The sequence below is a fragment of the Paenibacillus harenae genome (genome assembly GCF_030812415.1).
GTDB classification, from domain to species: Bacteria; Bacillota; Bacilli; order Paenibacillales; family Paenibacillaceae; genus Pristimantibacillus; species Pristimantibacillus harenae_A.
Genome location: NZ_JAUSST010000005.1, coordinates 383,591 through 407,150, shown reverse-complemented (window position 1 = coordinate 407,150; position 23,560 = coordinate 383,591). Strand labels below are relative to the sequence as shown.

The 23,560-nt window shown below is 51.3% G+C and carries 15 protein-coding genes and 1 riboswitch; of the genes, 3 read left to right on the top strand and 12 right to left on the bottom strand.

All coding sequences use genetic code 11. The features are described from left to right. Entirely contained in the window at positions 1-1,770 is a 1,770-nt protein-coding gene (locus tag J2T14_RS19935; RefSeq protein WP_307473542.1) for a cache domain-containing sensor histidine kinase, read from the bottom strand. A gap of 35 nt (positions 1,771-1,805) precedes the next feature. After that, positions 1,806-3,416 carry a response regulator gene (locus J2T14_RS19930; protein WP_307473540.1) on the bottom strand — a complete coding sequence of 537 codons (1,611 nt, stop codon included), beginning with the start codon at positions 3,414-3,416 and terminating at the stop codon, positions 1,806-1,808. A 158-nt stretch (positions 3,417-3,574) separates the two neighbouring features. On the opposite strand from J2T14_RS19930, the gene J2T14_RS19925 reads away from it, so the two are divergent. After that, positions 3,575-3,871 carry a hypothetical protein gene (locus J2T14_RS19925; protein WP_307473538.1) on the top strand — a complete coding sequence of 99 codons (297 nt, stop codon included), beginning with the start codon at positions 3,575-3,577 and terminating at the stop codon, positions 3,869-3,871. Between the two features lie 75 nt (positions 3,872-3,946). Here the strand turns inward: J2T14_RS19925 and J2T14_RS19920 are convergent, their stop codons facing one another. The 8 genes from J2T14_RS19920 to J2T14_RS19885 all read right to left on the bottom strand — a co-directional run bounded on the left by J2T14_RS19920 (position 3,947) and on the right by J2T14_RS19885 (position 16,700). Beyond that, a complete protein-coding gene (locus tag J2T14_RS19920) occupies positions 3,947-5,362 on the bottom strand; it encodes a family 43 glycosylhydrolase (protein WP_307473536.1) in 1,416 nt (471 codons plus the stop codon). A gap of 107 nt (positions 5,363-5,469) precedes the next feature. Then, positions 5,470-6,378, bottom strand: coding sequence for a carbohydrate ABC transporter permease (locus J2T14_RS19915; protein WP_307473534.1), 909 nt, complete (start codon positions 6,376-6,378; stop codon positions 5,470-5,472). An 18-nt stretch (positions 6,379-6,396) separates the two neighbouring features. Further along, entirely contained in the window at positions 6,397-7,356 is a 960-nt protein-coding gene (locus J2T14_RS19910) for an ABC transporter permease (protein ID WP_373458175.1), read from the bottom strand. A gap of 114 nt (positions 7,357-7,470) precedes the next feature. Further along, positions 7,471-9,171: an ABC transporter substrate-binding protein gene (locus tag J2T14_RS19905; protein ID WP_307473532.1), complete on the bottom strand. Its 1,701-nt coding sequence runs from the start codon at positions 9,169-9,171 to the stop codon at positions 7,471-7,473. A 129-nt stretch (positions 9,172-9,300) separates the two neighbouring features. Next, positions 9,301-11,046, bottom strand: a complete 1,746-nt coding sequence (locus tag J2T14_RS19900) for a sensor histidine kinase (RefSeq protein WP_307473530.1) — start codon at positions 11,044-11,046, stop codon at positions 9,301-9,303. Positions 11,047-11,057: 11 nt separating this feature from the next. Continuing rightward, positions 11,058-12,626, bottom strand: a complete 1,569-nt coding sequence (locus J2T14_RS19895) for a response regulator (RefSeq protein WP_307473528.1) — start codon at positions 12,624-12,626, stop codon at positions 11,058-11,060. A gap of 402 nt (positions 12,627-13,028) precedes the next feature. Further along, positions 13,029-16,217, bottom strand: a complete 3,189-nt coding sequence (locus J2T14_RS19890; RefSeq protein ID WP_307473526.1) for an MMPL family transporter — start codon at positions 16,215-16,217, stop codon at positions 13,029-13,031. Positions 16,218-16,256: 39 nt separating this feature from the next. Continuing rightward, a complete protein-coding gene (locus J2T14_RS19885) occupies positions 16,257-16,700 on the bottom strand; it encodes a MarR family winged helix-turn-helix transcriptional regulator (RefSeq protein ID WP_307473524.1) in 444 nt (147 codons plus the stop codon). A gap of 248 nt (positions 16,701-16,948) precedes the next feature. Beyond that, a riboswitch (cyclic di-GMP riboswitch) is annotated at positions 16,949-17,035 on the top strand. Between the two features lie 96 nt (positions 17,036-17,131). Between J2T14_RS19885 and J2T14_RS19880 the strand changes: the two genes are divergently transcribed. After that, positions 17,132-19,801 carry an EAL domain-containing protein gene (locus J2T14_RS19880; RefSeq protein WP_307473522.1) on the top strand — a complete coding sequence of 890 codons (2,670 nt, stop codon included), beginning with the start codon at positions 17,132-17,134 and terminating at the stop codon, positions 19,799-19,801. Between the two features lie 26 nt (positions 19,802-19,827). On the opposite strand, the gene J2T14_RS19875 is transcribed toward J2T14_RS19880, so the two are convergent. Beyond that, on the bottom strand, positions 19,828-20,697 hold the full coding sequence (locus J2T14_RS19875) for a hypothetical protein (protein ID WP_307473520.1): 870 nt from the start codon (positions 20,695-20,697) through the stop codon (positions 19,828-19,830). 139 nt (positions 20,698-20,836) lie between these two features. On the opposite strand from J2T14_RS19875, the gene J2T14_RS19870 reads away from it, so the two are divergent. Continuing rightward, entirely contained in the window at positions 20,837-21,022 is a 186-nt protein-coding gene (locus J2T14_RS19870; protein WP_307473518.1) for a hypothetical protein, read from the top strand. 496 nt (positions 21,023-21,518) lie between these two features. Here the strand turns inward: J2T14_RS19870 and J2T14_RS19865 are convergent, their stop codons facing one another. Next, on the bottom strand, positions 21,519-23,546 hold the full coding sequence (locus J2T14_RS19865; protein WP_307473516.1) for an ABC transporter ATP-binding protein: 2,028 nt from the start codon (positions 23,544-23,546) through the stop codon (positions 21,519-21,521). Between the last annotated feature and the right edge of the window lie 14 nt (positions 23,547-23,560).

Below are 23,560 nucleotides of genomic sequence, written 5' to 3'. Positions count from 1 at the left end.
TTATGCGCCAAGATGCTTCATTTCCTGCGCGTTCTCCTCCTCAGGCAAACCAATGCGAAACGTCGTGCCGGCTCCCTTAGCGCTATTGCACTCAATTCCGTACCTATTTCCGTAATGAAGCTGTATGCGGCGCTGCACATTATGCAGGCCTATGCTTTCTCCATTGTCCGCCTCTCCCGCGAGAGAGGCCTTAATGAGCCGAAGCGTTTCCTCGTCCATGCCTTCGCCGTTGTCATGGACGTCAATGATAAACCCGTTTTCCCCCCTTGCGATGCGAATCGTGACAATACCGTCTTCTTCCTTTTCCGCAAGTCCGTGAAAAATCGCATTTTCAACAATCGGCTGGAGGATTAGCTTAGGCATGCGCTGTTCGAGCAGCGTTTCGTCTGCAAAGATATCCATGCGAATCCGGTTATAATAACGAACCTGCTGTATGGTCATATAGTTCCGCAAATTATCGAGTTCTTCGCGTACGGCCACCATCGCGCCCTCGGCGCGGGCGGCATATCGGAGCATGGCAATTAACGCTTCGGTCATGACCACAATGGTGTCCGCTTGCTGCATGGAGGCGATCCACTTCACCGAGCCCAGCGTATTGTAAAGGAAATGCGGGTTAATCTGAGATTGCAGCGCGCGAATTTCTGCGGCGGCTTTCTTCATTTCTTCCTGCTGGATTTGAGAGACAAGCCCTTTCAGCTCGCGGGACATTCGGTTGAACCTGGTCGACAACAATCCGATTTCGTCACGTGAATGTATGTCTTCCACATGCTCGAATTGCCCTTTCTCCACGAGCAGAATGTTGCTCATCAGCTTCTTGATCGGCCGCGTAATGACGCTTGACAAGTAGATCGAAATAATAACTAAGAACAGGAGCATCAGGATCGCCAGGAGATAAATGTTTTGCCGCAAAATATCGCCTTCCGCCGACAGCTCGCTCATCGGCATATATAGATAGGTCGTCCATCGCTGCCGGTCAAACACGCTCTCCACGATGATATGGTCGCGCTTATCCGGCCTGACTGTTTCGGAAAACTTTTTTCCGATCAGACTTGTATTGGCATTGAAGATAATGTTGTCCGCTTCGTCCACAATCGTGAACCGCGAGCGCAGCGACTGCTGAAGACGGCTGTTCACAACCTCGATGACGCTGAGGTCGATTCGCACAACCATGATGCCGAGCAGCGTACCGCTGTCCATGTCCAGTATTTTCCTCGCATGAGCGATTGCGAGCTTCTTGCTTTTCGTCTGGCGGTCGACATGCGTATCGAGCGTCATCATCTTGCTGTTCGACACCTGAAAAAACTTGAACCATTCTTCTTCCTTCACCTTATAACTGTAATCGTATGGGAGATCGGTGCCGACGAACAGATCTTGTCCGCCGTTCAGGTTATAAATATAAAAGGAAATTTCCCGGTCTTTCATCATAATATAGTTCATCAGCATGCCATAAGCCGTGTTCTCATTATCTTCGTTATCGTCGCGCAAATATTCCTGAAGCGGATAATTGTCTTCGGCCGCCGCTTTTACGCTGCTGTTCATGCCAAAGCTGGCCACGAGCGATATTTTCTCTACTTCTTTCAAATATTCGTCGATGCTCACGTTCGTCTGAGTGGCGATGTCCATCAGTAGCTCCGTATATTTTTGTTCCAGCAGCCTCTGGGAAGAAGCGTAAGAAATGACCGTCATAACGAAAATCGGCACGATCACGACGGTCAGGCATATAATCGACATTTTCGCTTTGATACTAATGAATGGAAATTGTTTCCGCATACATCGTCTCCATTCCAAGGCCGTGCCTTACCCGCTTACCCTCGATATTCTTCCGGGCTGACTCCGACGACCTTCTTGAAAATTTTGCTAAAGTATGTGTAATTATGATAGCCTACTTTGTCCGCCACTTCGTACACCTTATATTTACGGCTCTCCAAAAACGACTTCGCCCGGTCAATCCGGACGCGGGTCAAGCATGAAATAAAATTTTCACCCTTCTCTTGCTTGAACAGTCGGCTGAGGTAAGACGGATTGACGTTGATTTGACTGGCTACGCTCTGGAGGGAGAGATCTTCCGCATAGTATCGGTGTATCAATTCGACAGCCATTTCCGCATAGCTTCTCTGCTCTGCCGATCGACCTTCCGCCGCCAAGCAAAGCCTCGCATAATCAAGCACAATACCATGCACATCATCCCATGTCTCTGCAGAAAGGACCGCTTCGTAAGGCAGCTTGTCCGAAACCTGTAGGCGGGACCTAATTATATAGGACATGTGTGCGCCTACAATTTCAGTCAGCCCAATATACGCCTCGCGGATCATACGTTCATTCGCTCTGTTAGCCGCCAATTCGCCTCGAAAAGCGTCAAAGAACTCCGTCAGCCTTGCTTCATTGTTGCTGTCGAGGACGTGGCGCAATGCAAGACCTTTTGCTTCATTCGCCTCGTTTGGCGCAGGCTCCGCAATCTCATCCCTCGGACAGTCCTCCGTGTCTTCAAAAAACAAAATACGTCCTCCCCCTGCAAAAAAACTGCGACGAAGCGCGTAATCCGCTTCCCGGTATGCCGCTTTCATCAATCGAAAGCCCGGAACGACGGAGCTTACGCCGACGGTGATGGACATATTCATAAAGTCTTTCATCGTCCGCTGAATGACGCCGCATAGTTTTGCGATCTCCGAGCGAGCGCTCGTCATGCCGTCCCCCCGCGTATTGGCAATAAGCAAATATTCGGAGGAGCTTTCGACGACCAGTTCTTTGTTCCACTTGCCCGGTATTATTTCCTCCAAAATATTGAGAACGGAGAACCTTAACAGCTTCTCGTCCTTCTCCACGTACTTCTGACGTACTTTCGCAAAACGGTCGATGCGCAGCTTGATGACCGCCAAATCTTCCGAACGCACGGAGGTCTGCAATTGCTCCGCCTTCGCAGCCGCTTCCCGTTCGTCAAGCAAGCCGCTGATCAGATCTTTGAACAAGCTTTCTTTCAAATGGGAGAGGCTCTGCGAAAGGTGCGCCGTCAACAACATGTTCTGGTTACCGCTGCCGCCGAGCTCCCTCTTCCGCCTAATGCCGGCAAGCAGTTCGGCTAGGGTGTCCGGCGTTATCTCGCTTTTGATCAAATAATCGACTGCGCCAAGCTGCAACGCTTCCTTCACGTATCGGAACTCGTCAAAGTTGCTCAGAATAACGTAATTGCAGTCGGTAAACGTTTTCGACGCTTCGCGGATCAGCTGCAGTCCGTCCATGACGGGCATCTTGATGTCTGTAATGATTAAATCCGGCTTCGCCGATTGGGCCATTTCGATTGCTTCCCTGCCGTTCGCAGCCTCGGCGGCGATCCGGAATCCGTGCGCTTCCCAATCGATCATGGAACGAATGCCAATACGCATTAATAATTCGTCATCCACTATCATCAGCTTAAACATTTCGATCCCTCGTTGTGTGTTTGAGTTACGATCTGAAACCGCTTTCAAAAAATAAAAATACATAACACCTAACTCGAACTTTGATCAATGATATTTCACTAACAATATACACCCTGTTCCTTATTCAGTAAATTATTCTCTCTCAAGATAGAAACGGGATGGAGAAGCGGCTTATCGAGTGCTTCAAGTCCAGTAACAATACGTTAGAGACGATTCGTATGCTCGCCGTGTCCGACAACGACAAGGAAGTTGCCGACATTTCGTTCTGGTTCGGGAAGCTGACGCGCTACAGTCAGAGAGGGCGGTATCGGACTCTTCATTGTCAGCGAACGGATCAAGTCCTTCTACGGAGGCGGGGCGCGCATGGAATTGAGTGCGAGTTAGGCAAAGGAACGCGCCTAACGATGATCATATCGAGAAGCGCGGAAATGACTTTCATGTGCTTTGAAAGATGATAGCGGCAGCCTGACGCCATATCAGGCTGCCGCTCGTTACTTATAAAACAACGCTTTTTGAGGTCGGTGAGCAGGTTATTCCAACGTGAACGACGCCAGACTTGCGTTACCGATGCCCGTATACTTGAAATATAAGGCTTGAACGCCGTCCGGAACGGCGATGTCGGCCGCATACGTCGTCCATACGTTCGTGAAGTCGACCGGAATCGATCCAAGCGACGGACCGTTCCATGCCGTCTTAACCTCGAAGCTGCCTTTGGCATACCCGCGAGTCTTGATCTTGATGCGTTTCACGCCTTCGCATTGAAAATACTTGAATCCCGCCGTTGCGGAATCCCGCATATTCGCGATGTAACCGACCTCTTCCTCCCCGTCCTTTCCGTCTTGCGTAACCTTCGGGAATCGGCCGTCCATCCACGCGCCGTGCGTGCCCGTATAGTACTCATCCGTATTCGTGAACAGGTGGCAGGCCAGATATGCCGGATACTCGCCTCGGCCGACGAGCGGGCAGCCGTTCGGACCGCTTGTCGTGATCTCCGCTTGCGGAATGGTGCCGTCCTCCAGGATCGTGATCGGTTCGATGCAGCCCTGGCGGCTGAAGCTCGTGCCGTTCGTATGACGGTGATAGAAGATGTACCATTGCCCGTTCGCTTCCACCATGCCCCCGTGATTGTTGCCGCCGTAGTACATGGGCTTGTTCGCCGGCTTGTACGTATCGATATGCAAGTCGTTGTTGCTTACGATGATGCCGCGGTACGCGAAGCCGCTCGTCGGATGCTTGCTGGTCGCGTAGCACAGCTCGTGCATGGCGACCGAGGAATAGACGAAATAATACGTATCGCCTAGCTTACGGATGGATGGTGCTTCGAAAAACGCATGTCCTTCGAAGCCGGATCCCATGCTGTACGGCTCGCTGGGCACGATGAACACTGGTTCTTCGACAATTGTAAGCATATCCGGCCCGATTACCGTGGCCATCGCGCCATTGCGCGACTTGTCGCCGATCGCGCAGAACCCGGTATACAGGTAAGTGAGGTCTCCTTCCGTCAGGACGGCCGGATCGAATTGCGGCTGGTCTTCTTCTCGGTCGCCCAAGCGCGTTCCATCGTCGTACCGTACATATCCGTAGAACTCGTACTTGCCGGCCGGTGTATCGCAGACCGCGACCGAGACGACAGACACCTTATCCAGGACATAGTACAAATAATAACGCCCGTCCGGACCGAGGGTGACGTCAGGCGCGTAGAGACACATGCGACCGTCCGGATTAAGCGGATCGTCCGTCTTCTCGTAGATGACGCCTTCATACCGCCAGTCCGCGAGATCATCGGCGGGTGCCGACCAACAAACATAATCGTTCAGACAGAAGGCATGCCCGTTATAACGGTCATGCGAGCCGTATACATAGACCCTGTCCTGGAAGACATGGGGTTCTCCGTCAGGAATATATTCCCATGACGGCAAGTAAGGATTTACGCCTTGTTTCTTCATAATGTTTTCCGCTCCTCTAGTTACTGAACAGATCCGGCAAAATGTCGCAGCAGTACAGGTTCTGTCAATTTCAAGCATGCGTACCGCCATCGGCACCCGGATTCTCTTTAGCCTTTCACTCCGCCAACGACCATGCCTTTGACAAAATACTTCTGCAGAAATGGATAGACCATAATAATCGGCACACTCGCAACGATAGTCATTGTAGCGCGAACCGATGTCGGCGTAACCATCTGTACATTTCCTTGTGCATTCGCATATTGGTCGGCTGCCGAGGTCCCCGTGTTGGAGGTGGACAGGATCTTCATCAATTCATATTGCAGCGTACTTAGATTATGCCTTGAAGAATTGTACAAGAATACGTCAAACCAGGAGTTCCACTGATATACGGCTACAAACAGGGATACTGTAGCAAGAGCCGGCACGGTCAGGGGCAGCACAATGCGAATGAATGTAGTAAGGTCACCTGCGCCGTCCATCTTGGCAGATTCCATGATTCCTTCCGGCAAGCCCTCGATGAAGGATCGAATGACAATCATGTTGAACACGCCGATGATGCCCGGAATGATGTATACCCAGAAGCTGTTCAGCATGCCGAGCTCTTTGATAAGCAGATAGCCAGGAATCAAACCGCCGCTGAAGTACATTGTGAAAATGAAAGTGATGGATACAAATTTCTTCAGTTTATACTCGGGACGGCTGATCGCATAAGCCAGCATCGATGTGCAGAATACGGAAATGATTGTCCCGACGATCGTCCGCGCTGCGGAAATGAAGGTCGCATAGAACACGTTGGATTCATTGAACACATACTCATAATTTCGAAAAGTCCATTCACGCGGCCAAAAATAGATATCGCCTCGTATGGAGTCGTTCGCATCGTTAAACGACAAGGCGAACATATTGATGAAGGGATACAAGGTGACAATAATCAGAAAAATCATGAAGATATAATTGCAGATATCGAAGATTTTATCGCCGACCGAAGAACTTCGAGCTGAACTGGTTTTTAACATCGAATCGCCGCCTTTCATCTAGTACAATCTGTTTTCGCCAAGACGTTTGGCGAGGTTGTTGGCAGCGATAAGGAAGATGAAGCTGACCACGGTTTTGAACATGCCGGCTGCCGTTGCCAAGCCATAGTTATTCATTTGTATCCCGTATTTCAACACGAATATATCAAGATTTTCCGAATATTCAACATTCATGCCATTGCCGAGCAAGTACTGCGGCTCGAAGCCGGATTCCAGGATATGGCCCAGATTCATGATAAGCAAGATAACAATGACAGGCTTCATGCCTGGAAGCGTAATATGCAGCATCCGTTGAATACGTGAGGCGCCATCGATCTCGGCTGCTTCATACTGCGTAGGATCAATCGTCGTAATGGCAGCCAAGTAGATGATCGTATTCCATCCGACGTTCTTCCATACTTCGGTTACGCCCAGAATGCTCCAGAAATATTCACCGACGCCGAGCCACAGGATGGGCTTGTCGATGATATTGAATTGGAGGAGCAATACGTTGAAAATCCCTTCCGGTGCAAGCGCTGTCTGGACGATATTAGCGGCAACGACCCACGAGATGAAATGCGGCAAATAACTGATCGTCTGCACCGTTCGCTTGAAGTAGATTCTGCGCAGCTCATTCAGGAGAAGCGCTAATATAATAGCTGTAACGAATCCCAGCACAAGATTAATAGAGCTCATCACGAGCGTATTGCGCAAGACCAGGTAAAACTGTTCTTCCTGAAACAAAAACTTGAAGTTATCCAATCCCGTCCAAGCTTGGTCGAAGATATCTCTTCCCAGCCTGTATTTTTGAAAGGCAATCGTCCAGCCCCAGAGCGGAACATATTTAAATATAATTACCCATGCAAGAAAAGGCAGCGACATCAGCATCAACATTTTCTGCTTGGATAATGCTTTGAAAAAGGCTCTTAGGCGCGAATCGTCAGAAGTCGATTCTGTCAGTTGCAAGGTATGTTTCTCCACCCGATCCGTCTCCCTTCCGGCATAATAGTGTCTGTCTCAATCCTAAATTAGATGGGAAAAGTGAATGGCTTCACTTTTCCCGGGTTGTTTACATGACTATTCAGAAGCTGTGTCTTACCATTTTCCTGCGACGCGATCCTTCACCTTGGCGGTCATGAATGCTTCGAAGCCTGCGGCATCCAATTTGTTGAATTCCTCGAGATACTCGTTCCATACGGATTCGAACTTCCCTTCGGAGAGTACCAGTTTCGGGAAGTACTTCTGCTGAAGATCTCCTGCTTTCTGGTTGAAGATATCTTCAGGAGAACCTTGCGCCTTCTCAATACTCCAAGCCGGGTACCATGGTCTTTCAACAGGCTTCGCGAAGAAACCGGAGAATGTGTTGATGCCGTAAGCTTCAAGCAGTGCGCGGTCGCCATCTGTATAGTTGACGTCTGCTACTTCCGGCTGGCTGAATGGCATATGCGCATTGCCGTCCTCGTACACGGAGTTGTTGCCGTAACGCGGCCACTCATAATCGAAGTAAGCAAAGCCGTACTTGCGTTTGAAGTCGTTATCGTTGCGATTCTTCAATTGCTCTTCGTTCATGACGAAACGCCCTTCTTCGTTCACAGAGTAGGTGACGCCTTCTTCGCCCCACTGGACAAGCTTCTGGTTCTCGTCGGTCAGCAGGTTATCCCAGTATTGAATGATGCGAACCGGATCCTTGGCGCTTACGCTGATGCCGAGGCCGCGGTTGTTGACGAAGGAAGGAGGGTCCATGTAAGCATCTGTCGTATTCTCGTCGAATACGATCGGAAGCGATACATAACGCAGATCGTCATTACCGGCTGCCTTCAGGTTGTTGATCGCATTACCGATCTGCCAGATGTAGCCGCTGAATCCGAGCACGCGGCCGGAAGTCAGCTTAGCCATGAACTGGTCTCCGTTAGCTGTGAAGCTCTCCGGATCGAACAAGCCTTTAACGTGCATTTCATTCAGCTTTTGCAGCCATTTTTTCTCGTAATCCGTTCCCTGGTACAGCTTAGCTTCATGCGTCTCCAGGTCAACCATGACGTTGCCGTCGTTCGGATATCCGGCAAGATGCATAGGAGCATTCGTGATCGTGTAGAATTGACCAGGCTCGCCTGCGAATGTAGCATACCCGATCGTATCTTTTCCGTCGACTTTCGGATACTTGGCTTGATATTGCTCGATCAGATCAAAATATTGATCAAGCGTCTTCACCTCAGGGTAGCCGAATTCCTTCAGCACTCTGCGTTGAATCCAGATGCTGCTGCTTGCATCCGGTTCCGTCAAGTAGCCGCCGATGTTGGCCGTGAAAGGCAGGATATAGATGTTCCCGTCTTCATGCGTGATCTTGTCCATATAATCGCCATACACGCGCTTGATGTTAGGACCATGCTGCTCGATCAGATCATTGAGCGGGATCAACGCTTCTGCATCCAAGAGCTTCGCAAGTTCGCTCACTGGCGATATGACATCCGGATATTCGCCGCCGGCAATCATAACGCCGGCCTTGGTGCTCGGATCGCCGATGACATACTCCATTTTCCAATCGACGCCTGTTTGTTGTTGGAGGACTTTGCCGATCGTTGTTTCGCTTGCCAGTACGTCGTTATTCGTTCCGAATCCGAAGTAACTGAAGGTGACTGGGTCTTTACTGACTTCTCCGGTCTTTCCGTCGGTCTCGCTGCTGGTGTTCGTCTTGGTTGTGTTCCCTCCTTCGTCATTATTCGACGAGCAGCCTGTAAGGAGGAGTGCTACAGCCGTTAGCAATGCCAGGCTGGTTTGCAGCCAATTTTTTTTACGCATTTCCAAATCCCTTCCCCTTTCTATTTCCCAAGTGATGTAAGCACTTTCAGTTTAAGATAAGCAGCAAGAAATTGTTATATAGCAAACCTTAGATCGGTCTTTGAATAGTTGAGAACTTGTTTAGCGGATTTATACTTTATGTATAATCGGCAAACGAAGCGTAATCCGTGCTCCTTTATTAAGATCGCTCGAAATTGCGAAGCTGAACGAATCTCCGTAGTATATATTTAAACGAGTAATGACATTTTTCATGCCTATGGAATCGCCCATGTCGGCATCCTCGTGAAAATAGCGGTGAAGTTCATCGATTTTCGCTTGATCGATGCCCACGCCGTTATCCGAGACGATAAAGATGATCTGTTCCTGTTCTTTCGCGATCTGAATCGTAATATATCCAATGCCGGGTATATTCTCGATGCCGTGGATACTCGCATTTTCCACGAATGGCAAAAATGCCATCTTCGGAATTTCAATATCCATAATGGATTGATCGACCTCGATATGATACTCCAGCTTGCTGTCGAAACGATACTTTTGAATTTCCAGGAAGCACTCGATCAGCTCCAATTCCTCGCGGATCGTAACGAAGCTTCGCTTCCATAGAATCGACTTTCGGAAAATTTTGGCCATGTTCTGAATCGTCTTGGCCGTCTGGGATTCGCCTTTCATTAGACTTCGCATCCGAATGGTTTCAAGCGCATTGAATAAAAAATGCGGGTTGATTTGACTATGGAGCGCGTATAGCTGGGCTTGTCTTTGTCGCAGTTCCAGTTCTTTCTTTTGGATCTCGGAAACATACACGTCATTGATCAAGTTTTCGATCCGAGTGCTCATCCGATTGTATTCCACGGCTAGTTCGCCTATTTCATCCCGTTCCCGAGTGTAGGGAATCCGTTCAAAATGTTTGCTTTTTACAGATTTCATACGCTTCAGAATAGCTTGAATGCGCGTATGGATCGAGCGGGAGAACATTAAAATTACGATTGTAGGCACAAGGAAGTTAACCCCTGCAAACCAAAGGATAAATCGACCGGATTGTCTGACATCATACAAGATTTTCTCTTCGTCTAGAACTCCGTACAGTTTCCAGTCCCCCAGATAACGATTAGCCTGATATTGCTTGCTGATAACGATTGCCTTATTCGGCTTCGGGATTTCATCAAGTCCGAGCGTCCGATCAGCCGTGATCCGCTCGCTTGGCTGACCGCTTGCCAGACGGCCGTAACGCGCCTGATCGGAAGGATCCAGCAAGTAAATATCGCCTTCAAAGCCGGATAAATCGAAAATTTGCGTTATGTAATTTTCATTCAAGTCGATTTTGATCACATTTTCATAAGAATCGTATCGGCGATCCGACAGCCTCTGAATAACGCTGATGCTGTCGGATGACACATACAGATGCGGATAAGTATTATTGTAATTTGCGCTTTGGCGATACCAGTTGGTTTCCCGCATTTCATCCTCGAGCTTGATAATATGACTGGAGGTTAGGATCGCCGGGTTGTCGCTCATGATCGTAACGGAGCTGATGGTTTTGTACTCCTTGTCAGCGCGATTGAACAGACTCGATACGCCGCTTAGCGATTCTATATAGCGATCGTATGAGGTATGGTCGCTATTCAGAAGATCGCTCAGCTGATTGTCGATCGAATATAAATAGGAAATGCCTGCAGCATCGTCAATAAGGGCCCTTAATTCGGATTGCAATAAGGTAATCGCTTGTTCCGCATCGGCCGTCTTCTGGTTCTTGATGTTAATGGTTGTCACATGATAGAATATCGCGTTAGTCAGCACGATCGGTATGAACACGCATATGAAATAGATGAGGATCAGCTTGCTTCGGAGCTTCAGATGGTGCAATCGAAAGTTGAGCACGACGGACCTCCTTATTTTTGATCGATCATCTTATTGCGATAATCTGTCGGCGTCATTTTCTCCAGCTTCTCAAACTGGGTGGCAAAGTAATCCGCATTTTGAAAGCCTACTTGCTCGGCGATTTCGTAGACGCGTTTTTTCGTTTGCCGAAGCAGACGCTTCGCCTCCTCGACGCGAAGCGAAAGCAGGTATTCATTAAAGTACGCACCGTAATTTTTGCGGAACAGCTGCCCAAGATAGATCGGGTTCATATGGAACTCGGCAGCAATGCCCTTCAGATAGATGTTTTCCCTGAAGTGGCCATCGATATATTTTTTCACTTTTTCAATGTTTCCTTCGCCTTTTTCTCCTCGTTTTTCCGCGATATACGCTGCAGCTTCCTCTATGAAATTTTTGAAGACATGCTTTAGCTGGTTCAGATTACGGTATTTCCTCTGCCAATTGAGCAGCTCCTCGAACCATGCTAGATTTTTCTCAGTGCCTTCCAGTTGTCGGATAATATTGATTGTGGCAATCATGCTTCGCCTAACGGTATTCGCAACTGCTCCGGGAGCGAAATATCGCTCCTGAAAGGCTTTGAAAATCGCATCGATAGCGTTGCTATACCCTTCGTCTCGATTGGCTTCAACCTCATAGATCAGCTTGCTGTGCAGTTCTTCATCTACATCAAAATAATATAAGGACATGTCTAACAGCTCCTTAGCCATAAATAAGCCGTTAAAGCCTGCGGCAAAACGATAATTCAAACATTCGTCTGCACTCGTGCGGGAATGAACGATCTTTTTCAAATGTTCGACCGTATGACCGATAAACAACGCTATTTTCGTTGAAAGATTATTCTCCAATCTTTGAAGCAGCTTCCTGTAGTCCATCCGCTCAGTATCGTCGATTTGTCCGTTTGGCCGCGACGGGGGCACGATAAAGCCGTATTGATTGTAATCGCGAGCATGAATGAGAAGAGGTTGTCTCTCGAGATGGAAATACCGCTGGAGCACCGTTTGCAACGGGAGCAAATAGTCGATTTCCCTATGAGCAAGCTCATCTTGGAATTCTACGATGACATAGGTATAAGGGGCGAAGAGAGGAAGCTCAAGCGTATGCGCAATTTGCGTCATCACCTGGTCGTCTGGCTCGGCCTGAACCAAGCTTTCCATTATGATTTCGACAAGCGGCTTTTCCCTTGTCATCGATAAGAGTTGTCTTTGATTCATGATATTCGCTATTCTTTTTAAGGTAGCTGTAAGCTCCTTCTCATCAACCGGCTTCAGAATATAATCGGACACATTGTAGCGGAAGGCTTGCTGCGCATAAGAGAAATCAGGGTACCCGCTTAAAATGACAAATATCGGTTGGTGCTCTCCCAACGCGGTCACCCGTCGGATCAGCTCCAGACCGTCAAGCACGGGCATTCGTATATCAACAATGACAAGATCCGGGGTTAGCAGTTGGATCAGATTCAACGCCGCAAGCCCGTTCTCCGCTTCGCCGCAAATCTCGAATTGCAGCGACGACCAATCGATTAGATTGATTAAACCTTTACGCACAAAAATCTCATCATCTACAATCAATACCTTATGCATGAGCCTTCCTCCTCCGAGATGTCAACTTAGGTCGTCGTTCCGCTTCCTGTTGACGCCGTTTAAGCTGTTGATTATGATTAAAGGCTATTATCGGCGAATCTACAATTTTCTTGATTGTACAGCAAAAGCTCAGGACATTCTTCCCGATACCGTAACGCATGTAAGTAATGTCGGTAAGCAGAACCTTCCCATGCTCACCCTGAGCGAACTGGCGCTTCTCATCCTCTGTGAGTTGATTAAAACACAAAAAAACCGCAAGGTGTGCACTTTTTTCAAAGCGTCCATCTTGCGGGGCACAGTTCATACGGTCTTGGGGACGAGATTTTTATTTTTGTGTTGCCTCTGTAGAGTTTTGTGAATAAGGATGAAAGTTCAAGAAGTCAGAAGTCTCATTCGTATCCGTTAGAACGGATCTGACGCTGTTTTAGTCTCATCCGTAACTATTGCGTACACTTGGCCGGCATCGCGCCCCTGTCCCATGAACGGCCACCAGTTGGCCGGGCCGAACATACGAACCATAACCGGTATGAACAGCGGCAGCATGACCATCGCATACAGGAACAATCCGCATAAGACGATGGTTCCAATCTGCAGCAGCGACATGACTCCCGATGGAAGCATGGCCGCGAACGTACCGCCGAGAATAACGGCAGCCGACATAATGACGGTGCCCATATTTTTCATCGCTTCAAGTATGGCCTCGGAAGGAGACAGATGACGATACTCCTTGAACCGATCCAATAAGAAAATACTGTAGTCGATGCCGAGGGCAACCAGCATGACGAAGCCGAAGAACGGCACTGCCCAGCTAATGCCCGAATAACCGAGTATGCGGACGAATATGACTTCCGTAATCGCCATCGATGTATAGAAGGTGACGAGCAGCGATGCGATCATATACAGCGGCATGATGATCGAGCGGAACAGAACGATCAGAATAATCGCAATGCCGATCAGCATGAGGATAACCGTCTTCGAATAATCGTCGGACGATATATTGCTCAGGTCATGGTTCATGCTCGTCACGCCGCCGATCGCAACCTCGGCGCCGCTATATGCCGTACCTTGCAGCGCACGCTCCACGGCAGCTTCAAGGCTAGGAACTTCCGCCATCGTGTCTTCCTCGTAAGGATTCGTACGGAAGACCACGTCAAACTTCGCCGTTTGGCGATCCTCCGACATATACGCATTAAGAGCTGTCTGGAACTCCTCGTTCGCAATGGCTTCTTCAGGTATATACCAGCCCGTCATTTGCTTATTCGGCGAATCAGCCAGTCCGTTCAAGTAACCGCCAGCCGATTCGAGGCCGTCCGTTACTTGCGTAAGCCCGCTAACGCTATCGTCGAGACCGTTTGTTAACTCGCCAAGTTGATCGCCCAGCGCAGCGAAGCCCGATTGCAGCTCCTTCTGCCCTTCCGTCAACTGTCCGAGACCTTGCGTCACGCCCGGCAGCTTGGAGACGATCTGCCCTTGGCCGTCGGCTGCCTGCGCAATGCCCTTCTGCAGCTCGGCAATGCCGGTTGCCAGTTGCTCAAGCCCGCCAGCAAGCGCCGATTGGCCTTCCGATGCTTGCGTGAAACCTGCGTTCGCTTGCTTCATGCCGTCATGGATCGCGCCGAGCTGCGCGTTCATCTGCGATAGCTGCGCGCCAATGCCGGCTGCGCCTTGCTGCAACTGGCCGAGCGCGCCAAGCGCTTCCTGGAATGCGGCGTCTTCCGCGAGCCCAGGATAGTTCTCCGTCAGGCCGCTTAAGCCTTGCTGCACGCCGGCCATACCTTCCGCCAGCTTCGCCTGCTCGGCGGCGACTGCGCTATAGGCGCCGGTCAATTGACCGAGACCGCCGCCAAGCTTCTCATAGCTGTCCGCAAGCTCCTTGCTCGCAGCAGCCAATTGAACCGCGCTGGCATGCGCCTGCTCAAGCCCGGCGGTCAGCTCCTTCGCTCCGGCCGAGCCGTCCAGCAGCCCTTGCTCGATCCGGCGCAAGCCCGCTCCGAGCTGCTCGACGCCCGTCTTCAGCTCGTTCGTGCCATCGGCGAGCTGGCCTGCACCTTCGGCCGCTTCGGTCAGCTTCGGCGCATTCGCGCTGAGCGCGCTGCTCGCTTCGGACAAGCCGCTGCCGATCTTCCCAAGCCCTTCTCCGCTCTGTCCAAGGCCGTCCTCAAGCGTGCCTACTTGATCGGCAACGAGGAATTGCTCCATCGCCTCGCCCGTCGGCCGCGTGGCGCTGCGTACCGCCTTTACGCCCTCGGTCTTCGCGAGCTCACGGCTAGCTTGCTCCAACGCCGCCAGACCCTCCGGCGTATCGAGCGGCTTATCGGCCTTCACGACGACAGTCGTCGGCAGCGATTCGCCCGGTCCGAACCCTTCCGCAATAAGGTTGAATGCCTTAACCGAATCGTATTTGTCGCCAATCTCGTCAAGCGAGTTGAACGAGATGGAGCCTTTGTAAGCCGTAAGAAACGGTACGACGAGTACCGCCAATATGACAAGCGCCCACACCGGCTTCTTCAGCGAGAAGCTGCCGACGGCGCCCCACAGCTTGCTCGGCTTATGCTCGAGCGAGCCTTTGGCCGGCCAGTACAGCGCTTTGCCCAGCACCGCCATGAAGAACGGCACGATGGTGAACAGCGCAACGAGCAGTACCGCTACGCCAACGGCAACCGCAACCGCCGAGCGATACAGCATGAACGTCGAGAACCCAATCGAAGCGAAGCCGACCAGTACGGCCAGCCCGGAGAAGAGTACCGTTCTTCCCGCCGTGCGGTACGTATGCACGATCGCCTCGGTCATATCGCCGCGATGCGCAAGCTCCTCCTTGAAGCGGCTAATAAGCAGAATGCAATAGTCCGTACCTATGCCGAACAATACCGCAACGAGGAAGATCTGAGTAAAGTTCGAAAGCGGAAAGTCCGCGTACTTCACGAGGAAAGCAACGATCGACTGCGATATGAGATACGTAAAGCCAACAGCCAGCAACGGCACAATCGGTGCGACCGCCGAACGGAAGACGATGAACAGGATGACAAGAATGAATCCAACCGTAATGAGCTCCGTCTTCTTAAGCCCTTCCTCCGAGCTCTGTACGACATCCTCGGAAATAATCCAATTGCCCGTATAGTAATGTTCGATGCCGTTGCCGGACAGCGCTTCATACAGACCGTCCTTCAGCTCGACCAGTTCCCGGTCGCCCGCCTCCACATTCACGAGCGCGAGAATCGTGCTGCCGTCCTCGGATACCATCTGCGACTTCAGCTCCGGCGTATCGAAGTGGGTCGTAACCGACATCACGCCGATCGTCTCGCCCTCGGCCTTCAGCTTTTCGACGCCGCGCTTCACTTCAGCGAGATCGCCGTCCGATAAGCCGCCTCCCTTATGGAAGACGAGCACGGTCGCCATGCCGCTAGCGCCTTCTTCGCCGCCTACTTCCTTCAAGAAATTGCTGGCGATCTGCGAAGAGTAGCCGTCCGGCACGCCGATCTGCCCTTTCGTGCGAACAAGTTCCGCCATGTTCGGCGCACTGATCATCAGCCCCGCCACAGCAGCAATCCATAACGCTAGCACTAGCCACTTCAGCTTCAGTATGACTCTCATTATCTCTCTGCTCTCCCTTCGCTAATGCGCCTCATGCGCCTATTCCGGTTTTCCCAGCTCGCGCGCCAGCTTCTCGAACGTCTCGATAAACGTCATCGCTTCCTGTTCATCGAACGGACTTATATACTTTACGAGCAGCTCATATACCTTCGCATCCATCTCGTCGTAGAGTTGCTTCCCCTCCCCGGTTAACGCCAAATAAGTGACTCTGCGATCCTTCTCGTCAGGCAATCGATAAATCAGCTTCTTGTCGAACAGGCGATTAATAATCGCCGTTATCGAGCTTTTGCCCACGCAGAAAATATCGGCCAGCTCCGAGGAGGTGCTTCGGCCTTGACTGTGCAAATAACGCAGCGTAGCGAACTGGTCGATCGTCAGTTCCTCCGGCATAAGCTCTCGGATCATGGCGTTTAACCGACGGTTAACCAGGAAGTTGGCCGCCTCGTAGCGATGTATAATGTTTTGTAGTAGGTTGTGATCCATTCGAGTTTCGGATCCTCCTTCTGTTTTATATGCCAACCGCTCGGACAAACTAATTCAATTGTAGAACTATTCGATAATCGAACTATATCAAAGCGGGTGGCGAAATGCAACGCATCCACTATGAACTTATCATGAACGAATTCAGGAATTGTCCGATTTGCTTTTTGCCCTTGCAAGTCTCGTTTTCTATTTCGCGCAAAAAAAGAAGGATAATAAAATAAATTGTCGAATATTAGGTGAAAAGCCTATCAGGCAAAGGGCAAACTATACGAAAGTATAGGACGCAAAGCTACGGGTCTACAGCGTATATACGCCATGATCGCCGGGTTACCCTAACGATTCGTGACTGCAGAAGGGTGCCTTTGGCACCTTTTTTTATTTTCTTGACCGCCCTTAATCGTACCATTGCTATGTAACCCGGGAGGCCCGAATTGAGAACTGAACAGCAACCGAAGCAAAATCGTCGGATCATCGCCCTGTCCTTTCTGCTATGCACGCTTCTCGCCCTCTTAAGCGAGAAACTCGACTATCCGTTTTTGTACGGCATAACGTTCTCCTTCACAAGCGTATTCCTGCTGATCGGACTTCGCTTATTCGGTTATTGGGCCGGATTGCTTGCCGCCGCGGCGGTGCATACGATTGCGGCGCTGCTCTTGAATCATTCTCTATTTGATTACATCGGCTTGCTGGAGATTGCCGTTGTCGGTCTACTCCTTCGCAAATACCGCAATCGCCTATTCGTCTGCGCCGCCGCCTTCTGGCTGATCCTAGCCGCCCCGTTAACCTATTTCACGCATTTGGGCCATTATACCTCCACGGGAAGCGACCTTATGCTCGTCACTTCTATCATTGCTATTAATGGTCTCCTGAACGCGCTGCTAGCCGACATCGCGCTGCATTATTTACCGCTTCCAAAATGGTCCGGCATCGTTCGCGCGCGGAGAAAGTCGAGCTCATTCCGCAGCGTTATGCTTCACTTCTCCATCGTTTGCGTTATTTTACCGTTCCTGTTAAATATCCACATTAGCAGCACGGGCTCGTTCAAGGAAGCGAGCCGCCATGCCGAGCAGTTGTCGGCTAACGTCGCCTCGATGATCGGAAGAGAGTATATGGAAAGCGCGTTCCGATTAGACGGAAGCAACACAGATGTGAAGTCTGTATTGCTCAAATCGCTGATTGCCAAGCATGCATCCGATTTATTTACCATCGTAATCTCGGATGGGAACGCCAATGCCGTTGCCGCTACGAATGAGAATCACATCGGTCAGGATAACACTGCTTCTAAGCATCGAATGAATAAATCGATCATTATCAGCAACAGCCTTCGATTAATCGTTCCGATTCATAACGAGCTTCCGCTTCATATCTCGAGCTGGCATGACGGCAAGTTCGCATATGCCTCGCCGATCAATAACACCGATTTTATGATTAACATCGATATTCCGATAAATAACTACCAGTATTACTTATTCAATAAATACGTTACGCATTTCATCTACCTCATCACATTCGCTTTATTGGCCGTCCTGGCTGCGTACTTTATTAACCTGTGGCTTGGCAGAAGCTTGAAGCAGTTAGCCGTATCGACGAATAATCTGCCTGCCCGGCTTAAGCAGGACGGAGCAATCGAATGGCCGGCCAGCAGCATTTCCGAGATTCGCGCCTTGACCGCCAACTTCAAGCAAATGGCCAATAATCTCGTCCTCATGTTCGGCGAAGCGCAAAAGAACAGCGAACGGCTGCAAGCCCAGGCGTACATGCTTCAGCAATCGGAGGAGAAGCTTCACCGCCTCGCCTATTATGATCAACTGACATGCTTGCCGAATCGGCTTCACTTCGCCAAGCATATTCAAGATATGATTGCGATGCCTTCGGCAGACGATCACAAGATTGCCATTATGTTCGCCGATATCAACCGTTTCAAGCAAGTGAACGACACGCTCGGCCATGCGACCGGGGATATGCTTCTGAAGCTAGCCGCCAGCCGCTTCGCCGATGTAGGGACTAGCTTCGACGTATTTCGCTTAGGGGGCGATGAATTCGTCTTCGTCGGTACTTACTCCGACTTATCCGAGGTGCATGCTTCGGCGCAGCTTGTCGGGAAGGCATTCGCCGAACCCTTCGATTTAGAGGGCATGCCGCTTTACTTAACGATCAGTATCGGCATTAGCGTATATCCGCTCGACGGGGAAGATATCGATACCGTTATAAGCAACGCGGACATTGCGATGTACAGCGCCAAAGAGGAAGGCGACGGCTGCCACCGTTTCTATGAACCGAAGCTCGCCACGGCCATGACGGAGAAGATGCGATTGGAAAACGGACTATATAACGCGTTGCAAACGAACCAGTTTTCCCTTCACTATCAACCGAAAATGAACGCAACGACAGGACAGCTATGCGGTATCGAGGCTCTTATTAGATGGCTGCATCCGGAGCTTGGCCTCGTACCGCCCGATAAGTTCATTCCGCTTGCCGAGCAGGCAGGCTTCATATTGGAAATCGACAAATGGGTGTTCCGAGAAGCTTGCAGGCAGAACAAAGCGTGGCAGGATGCGGGCTTGCAGCCGATATGCGTATCGGTCAACATATCGGGCAGACACTTCTTCCAAGGAAACTTAATCGAGATGATCGCATCCGCGCTGGAGGACACGGGACTCCCGCCCGAATACGTCAGCATTGAAATAACGGAGGGCGTCTTCATGCGCGATATGGAGCAAGTCATCGAGACGATTCTCTATTTGCGCAAGCTCGGCATCCAAATATCGATGGACGATTTCGGTACCGGCTATTCTACACTGAACCAGTTGCAGCGGCTGCCGATCTCCGACGTGAAGCTCGACCGTTCCTTCATTCAGGGCATTACGACCGATGAGAAAAAATCGTCCATCGTCCGGGCCATTATCGAGCTCGTGCACAGCATGAACATGAGGGTCGTGGCAGAGGGCGTCGAGACCGATGACGAATCCCGATTTTGCAAGGAGCTGAAGTGCGATGAACTGCAAGGCTATCTGTTCAGCAGACCGCTTCCGGCGCATCAGTTCGAAGAGCTGCTCGCCGTCAGCACTGCTGCAATAACGACGAATGGCAGCACAGGATAAGTCTCCTGTACTGACATTCGATCGTTCTAGGCGCTCGTTTCGGATGAACCGCTTGCCGCTGCAGCCTCCTCGTTAGGACGCTCGCCGCGCGGGCCTTTGCCTCCGCCTTGGGCACGATCCGGCAGCTCGCCGTTTACGAGCTTTGCGGCATGCTCGGCAGCTTTGGCCAGCTTCGCATCGTATTGTTCCTGCGTCAGTTCTCCCGCGGCCAGCTTCTCGGCCAGCTTTGCCTTCACTGCGATTACTTGCGCGTCGATAACCGTTTGTACGGCAACGCCTTTCTCCGCGGCAAGGGCCGCAATCGTCTTCCCGTCCGCCATCGCTTCTTTAAGCTCGTCCGAGCCTATCCCGAGCGCTTCAGCCACCGACTCGAGTCCGACTCCAAAGCCCATCCCGCCTCGGCCATGCTTTCCGAATCCTTGCTCGCCGCCCTTGGCATCGAGCAGCTTCTCTGCCAGCTCAGTCGCGTCCGGCTTCGTCCGTGCGGCTTGTCCATCGCTCTGCTCGTCGGTATCGGCAGTCGGCGCCGGCGCGCTGGCCTCTTCCGCCTTCAGCCATTCGACCAGCTTAGCCTTCAGCTCTTCGCGTGTCTTGCCCTGCGCGACCGCGATTTCGCTAAGCGTACTCGTCTTTAGCTGCGTCTGCAATGCCGCTTCATCCAGACCCAGGTAGGTTTGAAGCTGCTCGTGTATTTTTCCGAAGCCATGCCCGAGTCGTCCGCCTTTGCCCTTCTTCATTGTCGTGCCGTCGTTTGCTTTTTCGGTATCGTTTTGATCGGTCTGAGTCGTGTTGGCCGAGGTTGCTGCGTTAACGTATTGACTGCTCCATAATACGCCGCCTCCAAGTGTTAAAGTAAGCGCAATGGCTCCTGCCGCTATAGCCTTCGATTTCAGCATACGTTGTTCCGCCTCTCAATCGTTTTTGTTATTACAGAACCAGCATACCCCCGTTTCCTTAATTGCCCTTTAAAGCAGACTGAAAGTTCGCTGAATGTCCGGACCGGTGCTCTCTTGAACACTTTTCTAACATTGATTCTTGCAAATCGCCGCTTCGCTTGACCAGCTCGAAGGCATTGCAGCTGCATCGGCAGGCAACGCGCAGCGCGTAGCCGCCGCTTCAGAAGAGCAGCTTGCCTCGATGCAAGAGGTCGCAAGCTCATCCGAGCAGCTTCGCAACCTGGCGACCACGTTGAACGAAACGTTCGGACGCTTCAAAACCTAAAAACCACCTCCTTATATGAGAAAAACTCCTATCGTAGTACTTCGAGGATGAGCGACCTACAAGTTTGCGTAGCAAACCCGCTTCGGAAGCAAAGAAGTTTTTATCGCCAAATAGAATTTGCATATCCGATATCCTAAGAAACTTATAAATTCTATTGTGGTAAGAAAGAAGGCTAGCCGTCCCTAGGGATAGCTAGCCTTCTTTCTTCGAATCGTATGAGGAGAAACTCGCTTTATATGAACCAAACCTCACTTTGGTGCGGCCACATGGCTCGTACCCGGCCAAATAATGAGGCAAAGCTCACTGCCCATGAAGCTAGCTCCACGGCTAATGAGCTTCACCTCACTAAACCTTGCAAAGAGCCAACAAGACCGCTAATTAGCGGGATTACACTCACACATTCATGAGCCCCTCACTAGTAAAGCTGGCGTGAGGTGACTTCTGCGTCGAATGACTTTGTTCACACGGAGTCACGCTAATTGATGCCGGCTTAAGCTTACGCCGGCTGCGTCGCGCCGCCCTGCTGCAGCTGGTACATCGCGTAGTACTTGCCGCGATGCTCCATCAACTGCTCGTGGTTGCCGCGCTCGACGATCTCGCCGCGGTCCAGCACGAGAATCTGATCGGCCGCACGAATCGTCGACAGCCGGTGGGCAATGACGAACGTCGTGCGCCCCTTCTTGAGCACATCGAGCGCCTCCTGAATGATTGCCTCGGTTTCCGTATCGATGCTCGCGGTCGCCTCGTCCAGAATCAGGATCGCCGGGTCGTAAGCAAGCGCCCGCGCGAACGAGATCAACTGCCGCTGGCCGGCCGACAGCGTGCTGCCCTTCTCGATGACCGGCGCATCAATGCCGCCCGGCAGAGCGCTGAACATGTCGTATGCGCCGACATCGCGCAGCGACTGCTCGATCTTCTCCCTGCTGATCGCCGGGTTATCCAGGCTGACGTTCGAAGCGATCGTTCCGGTGAACAGGAACGGATCCTGCAGCACGATGCCCATATGCTGGCGCAGCAGCTGCTTCGGAATATCGCGGACTTCCGTGCCGTCGACGACGATACGTCCTTCGTTGATATCGTAGAAGCGGAACAACAAGTTCAGGATCGAGCTTTTGCCCGAGCCGGTATGACCGACTAGCGCTACCGTCTCCCCTTGCTTCGCGTGGAAATTAATGTTCTTAAGCACGTATTCGTCCTTCTTGTAGGCGAACGATACGCGTTCGAATTGCACATCGCCTTTGTAACGCTCCATCGTGCCCGGCACGACGTCGATGCCTTCCTCATCCATGAGCATGAACACCCGCTCCGCCGATACACGCGCCGTCTCCAGGTTCGAGAGCTGATTCACGATACCGACGATCGGAGCGAACATTCGGTTCATGTAATCGACGAAGGCGTAGAGTACCCCTACCGATACCGCCGTGCCGAACCAATCGCCCCAGAATAACCAGATGACGATAAGGAACAGCAGGTTCCGCACGACATTGACAAGATTATGGGACGTAATCGAATTAAGACTCAGCAGTTTATTCTGATACTTGTAATAATGCTCGTTGAGCGACTCGAATTCCTTGCTCGTTTCCTCTTGGCGGCGGAACGCCTGAATAATCGGCATCCCTTGAATCGACTCGTTCAGCATCCCGTTGATTTCGCTCAGTTTCGTGCGGATGATGCGGTTATAACGGGCCGCGAATTTCCGGTAGACGATAATCCATACGATGAGAATCGGCACCAGCGGCAGCGCGATCAGCGCCAGCCTCGCGTCGAGCAGGAACAATGCTCCGTAGATCGCCGCCATATAGATAATGCCCGTAAAAAAGTTCGCCAGTACCGCGACGTACAGCTCGCGAATCGCCTCGGTATCGTTCGTGATCCGCGAGACGACCTGACCCGCCGATAAATTGTCGTAATAGTTAACCGGCAGCCGCTGCGTGTGCGCGAAGATATCGTTCCGCATCCGGCGGACGATCTTGTTCGCCGACGTTTGCAGCATTAGCCGCTGTCCGTAAGTGAACACCGCTACGAGCAGCAGCAAGCCGAAGTACAGCGCCGCCATCGTCAGCAAGCCCGGAAACTCCGGCTTGTAGAAGCCGTACAACTCCGACGACGATAGTCTCGTCACCGGATACGCCGCTTGCTCGCCCGTGTCCTTGCTCGTAACCGTCATCGTGCCGTCCGTGACGACGCGCTTGCCGCCTTCGAACTTCAGCGGCACTTCCAGCCAGTAGAACTGGCGTGCCGCCTGCAGCACGCGAACCTCTGCGCCCTTCCGCTCATCTGCGGCGAAGTGGTCCTCGCGCTTATACCATTTGTCTTTATAATGCACCGCGTACGGCTGCTCCGCCGAAACCTCATGCCACTTCTTCTCGATGCCGAGAATGTTCTGGTCAATCATTCGCTTCGCGATAAACGGTCCCGCAAGCTCCGCGCTGACGGCTAGCACCAGCAGAAGAAGAGCGAGCAGAATCGGTTTCTTATAAAGCATGGCGTATTGAAACAACCTCTTGCCCGTTGTCTGTTTCATTGTCCTTCACGCCC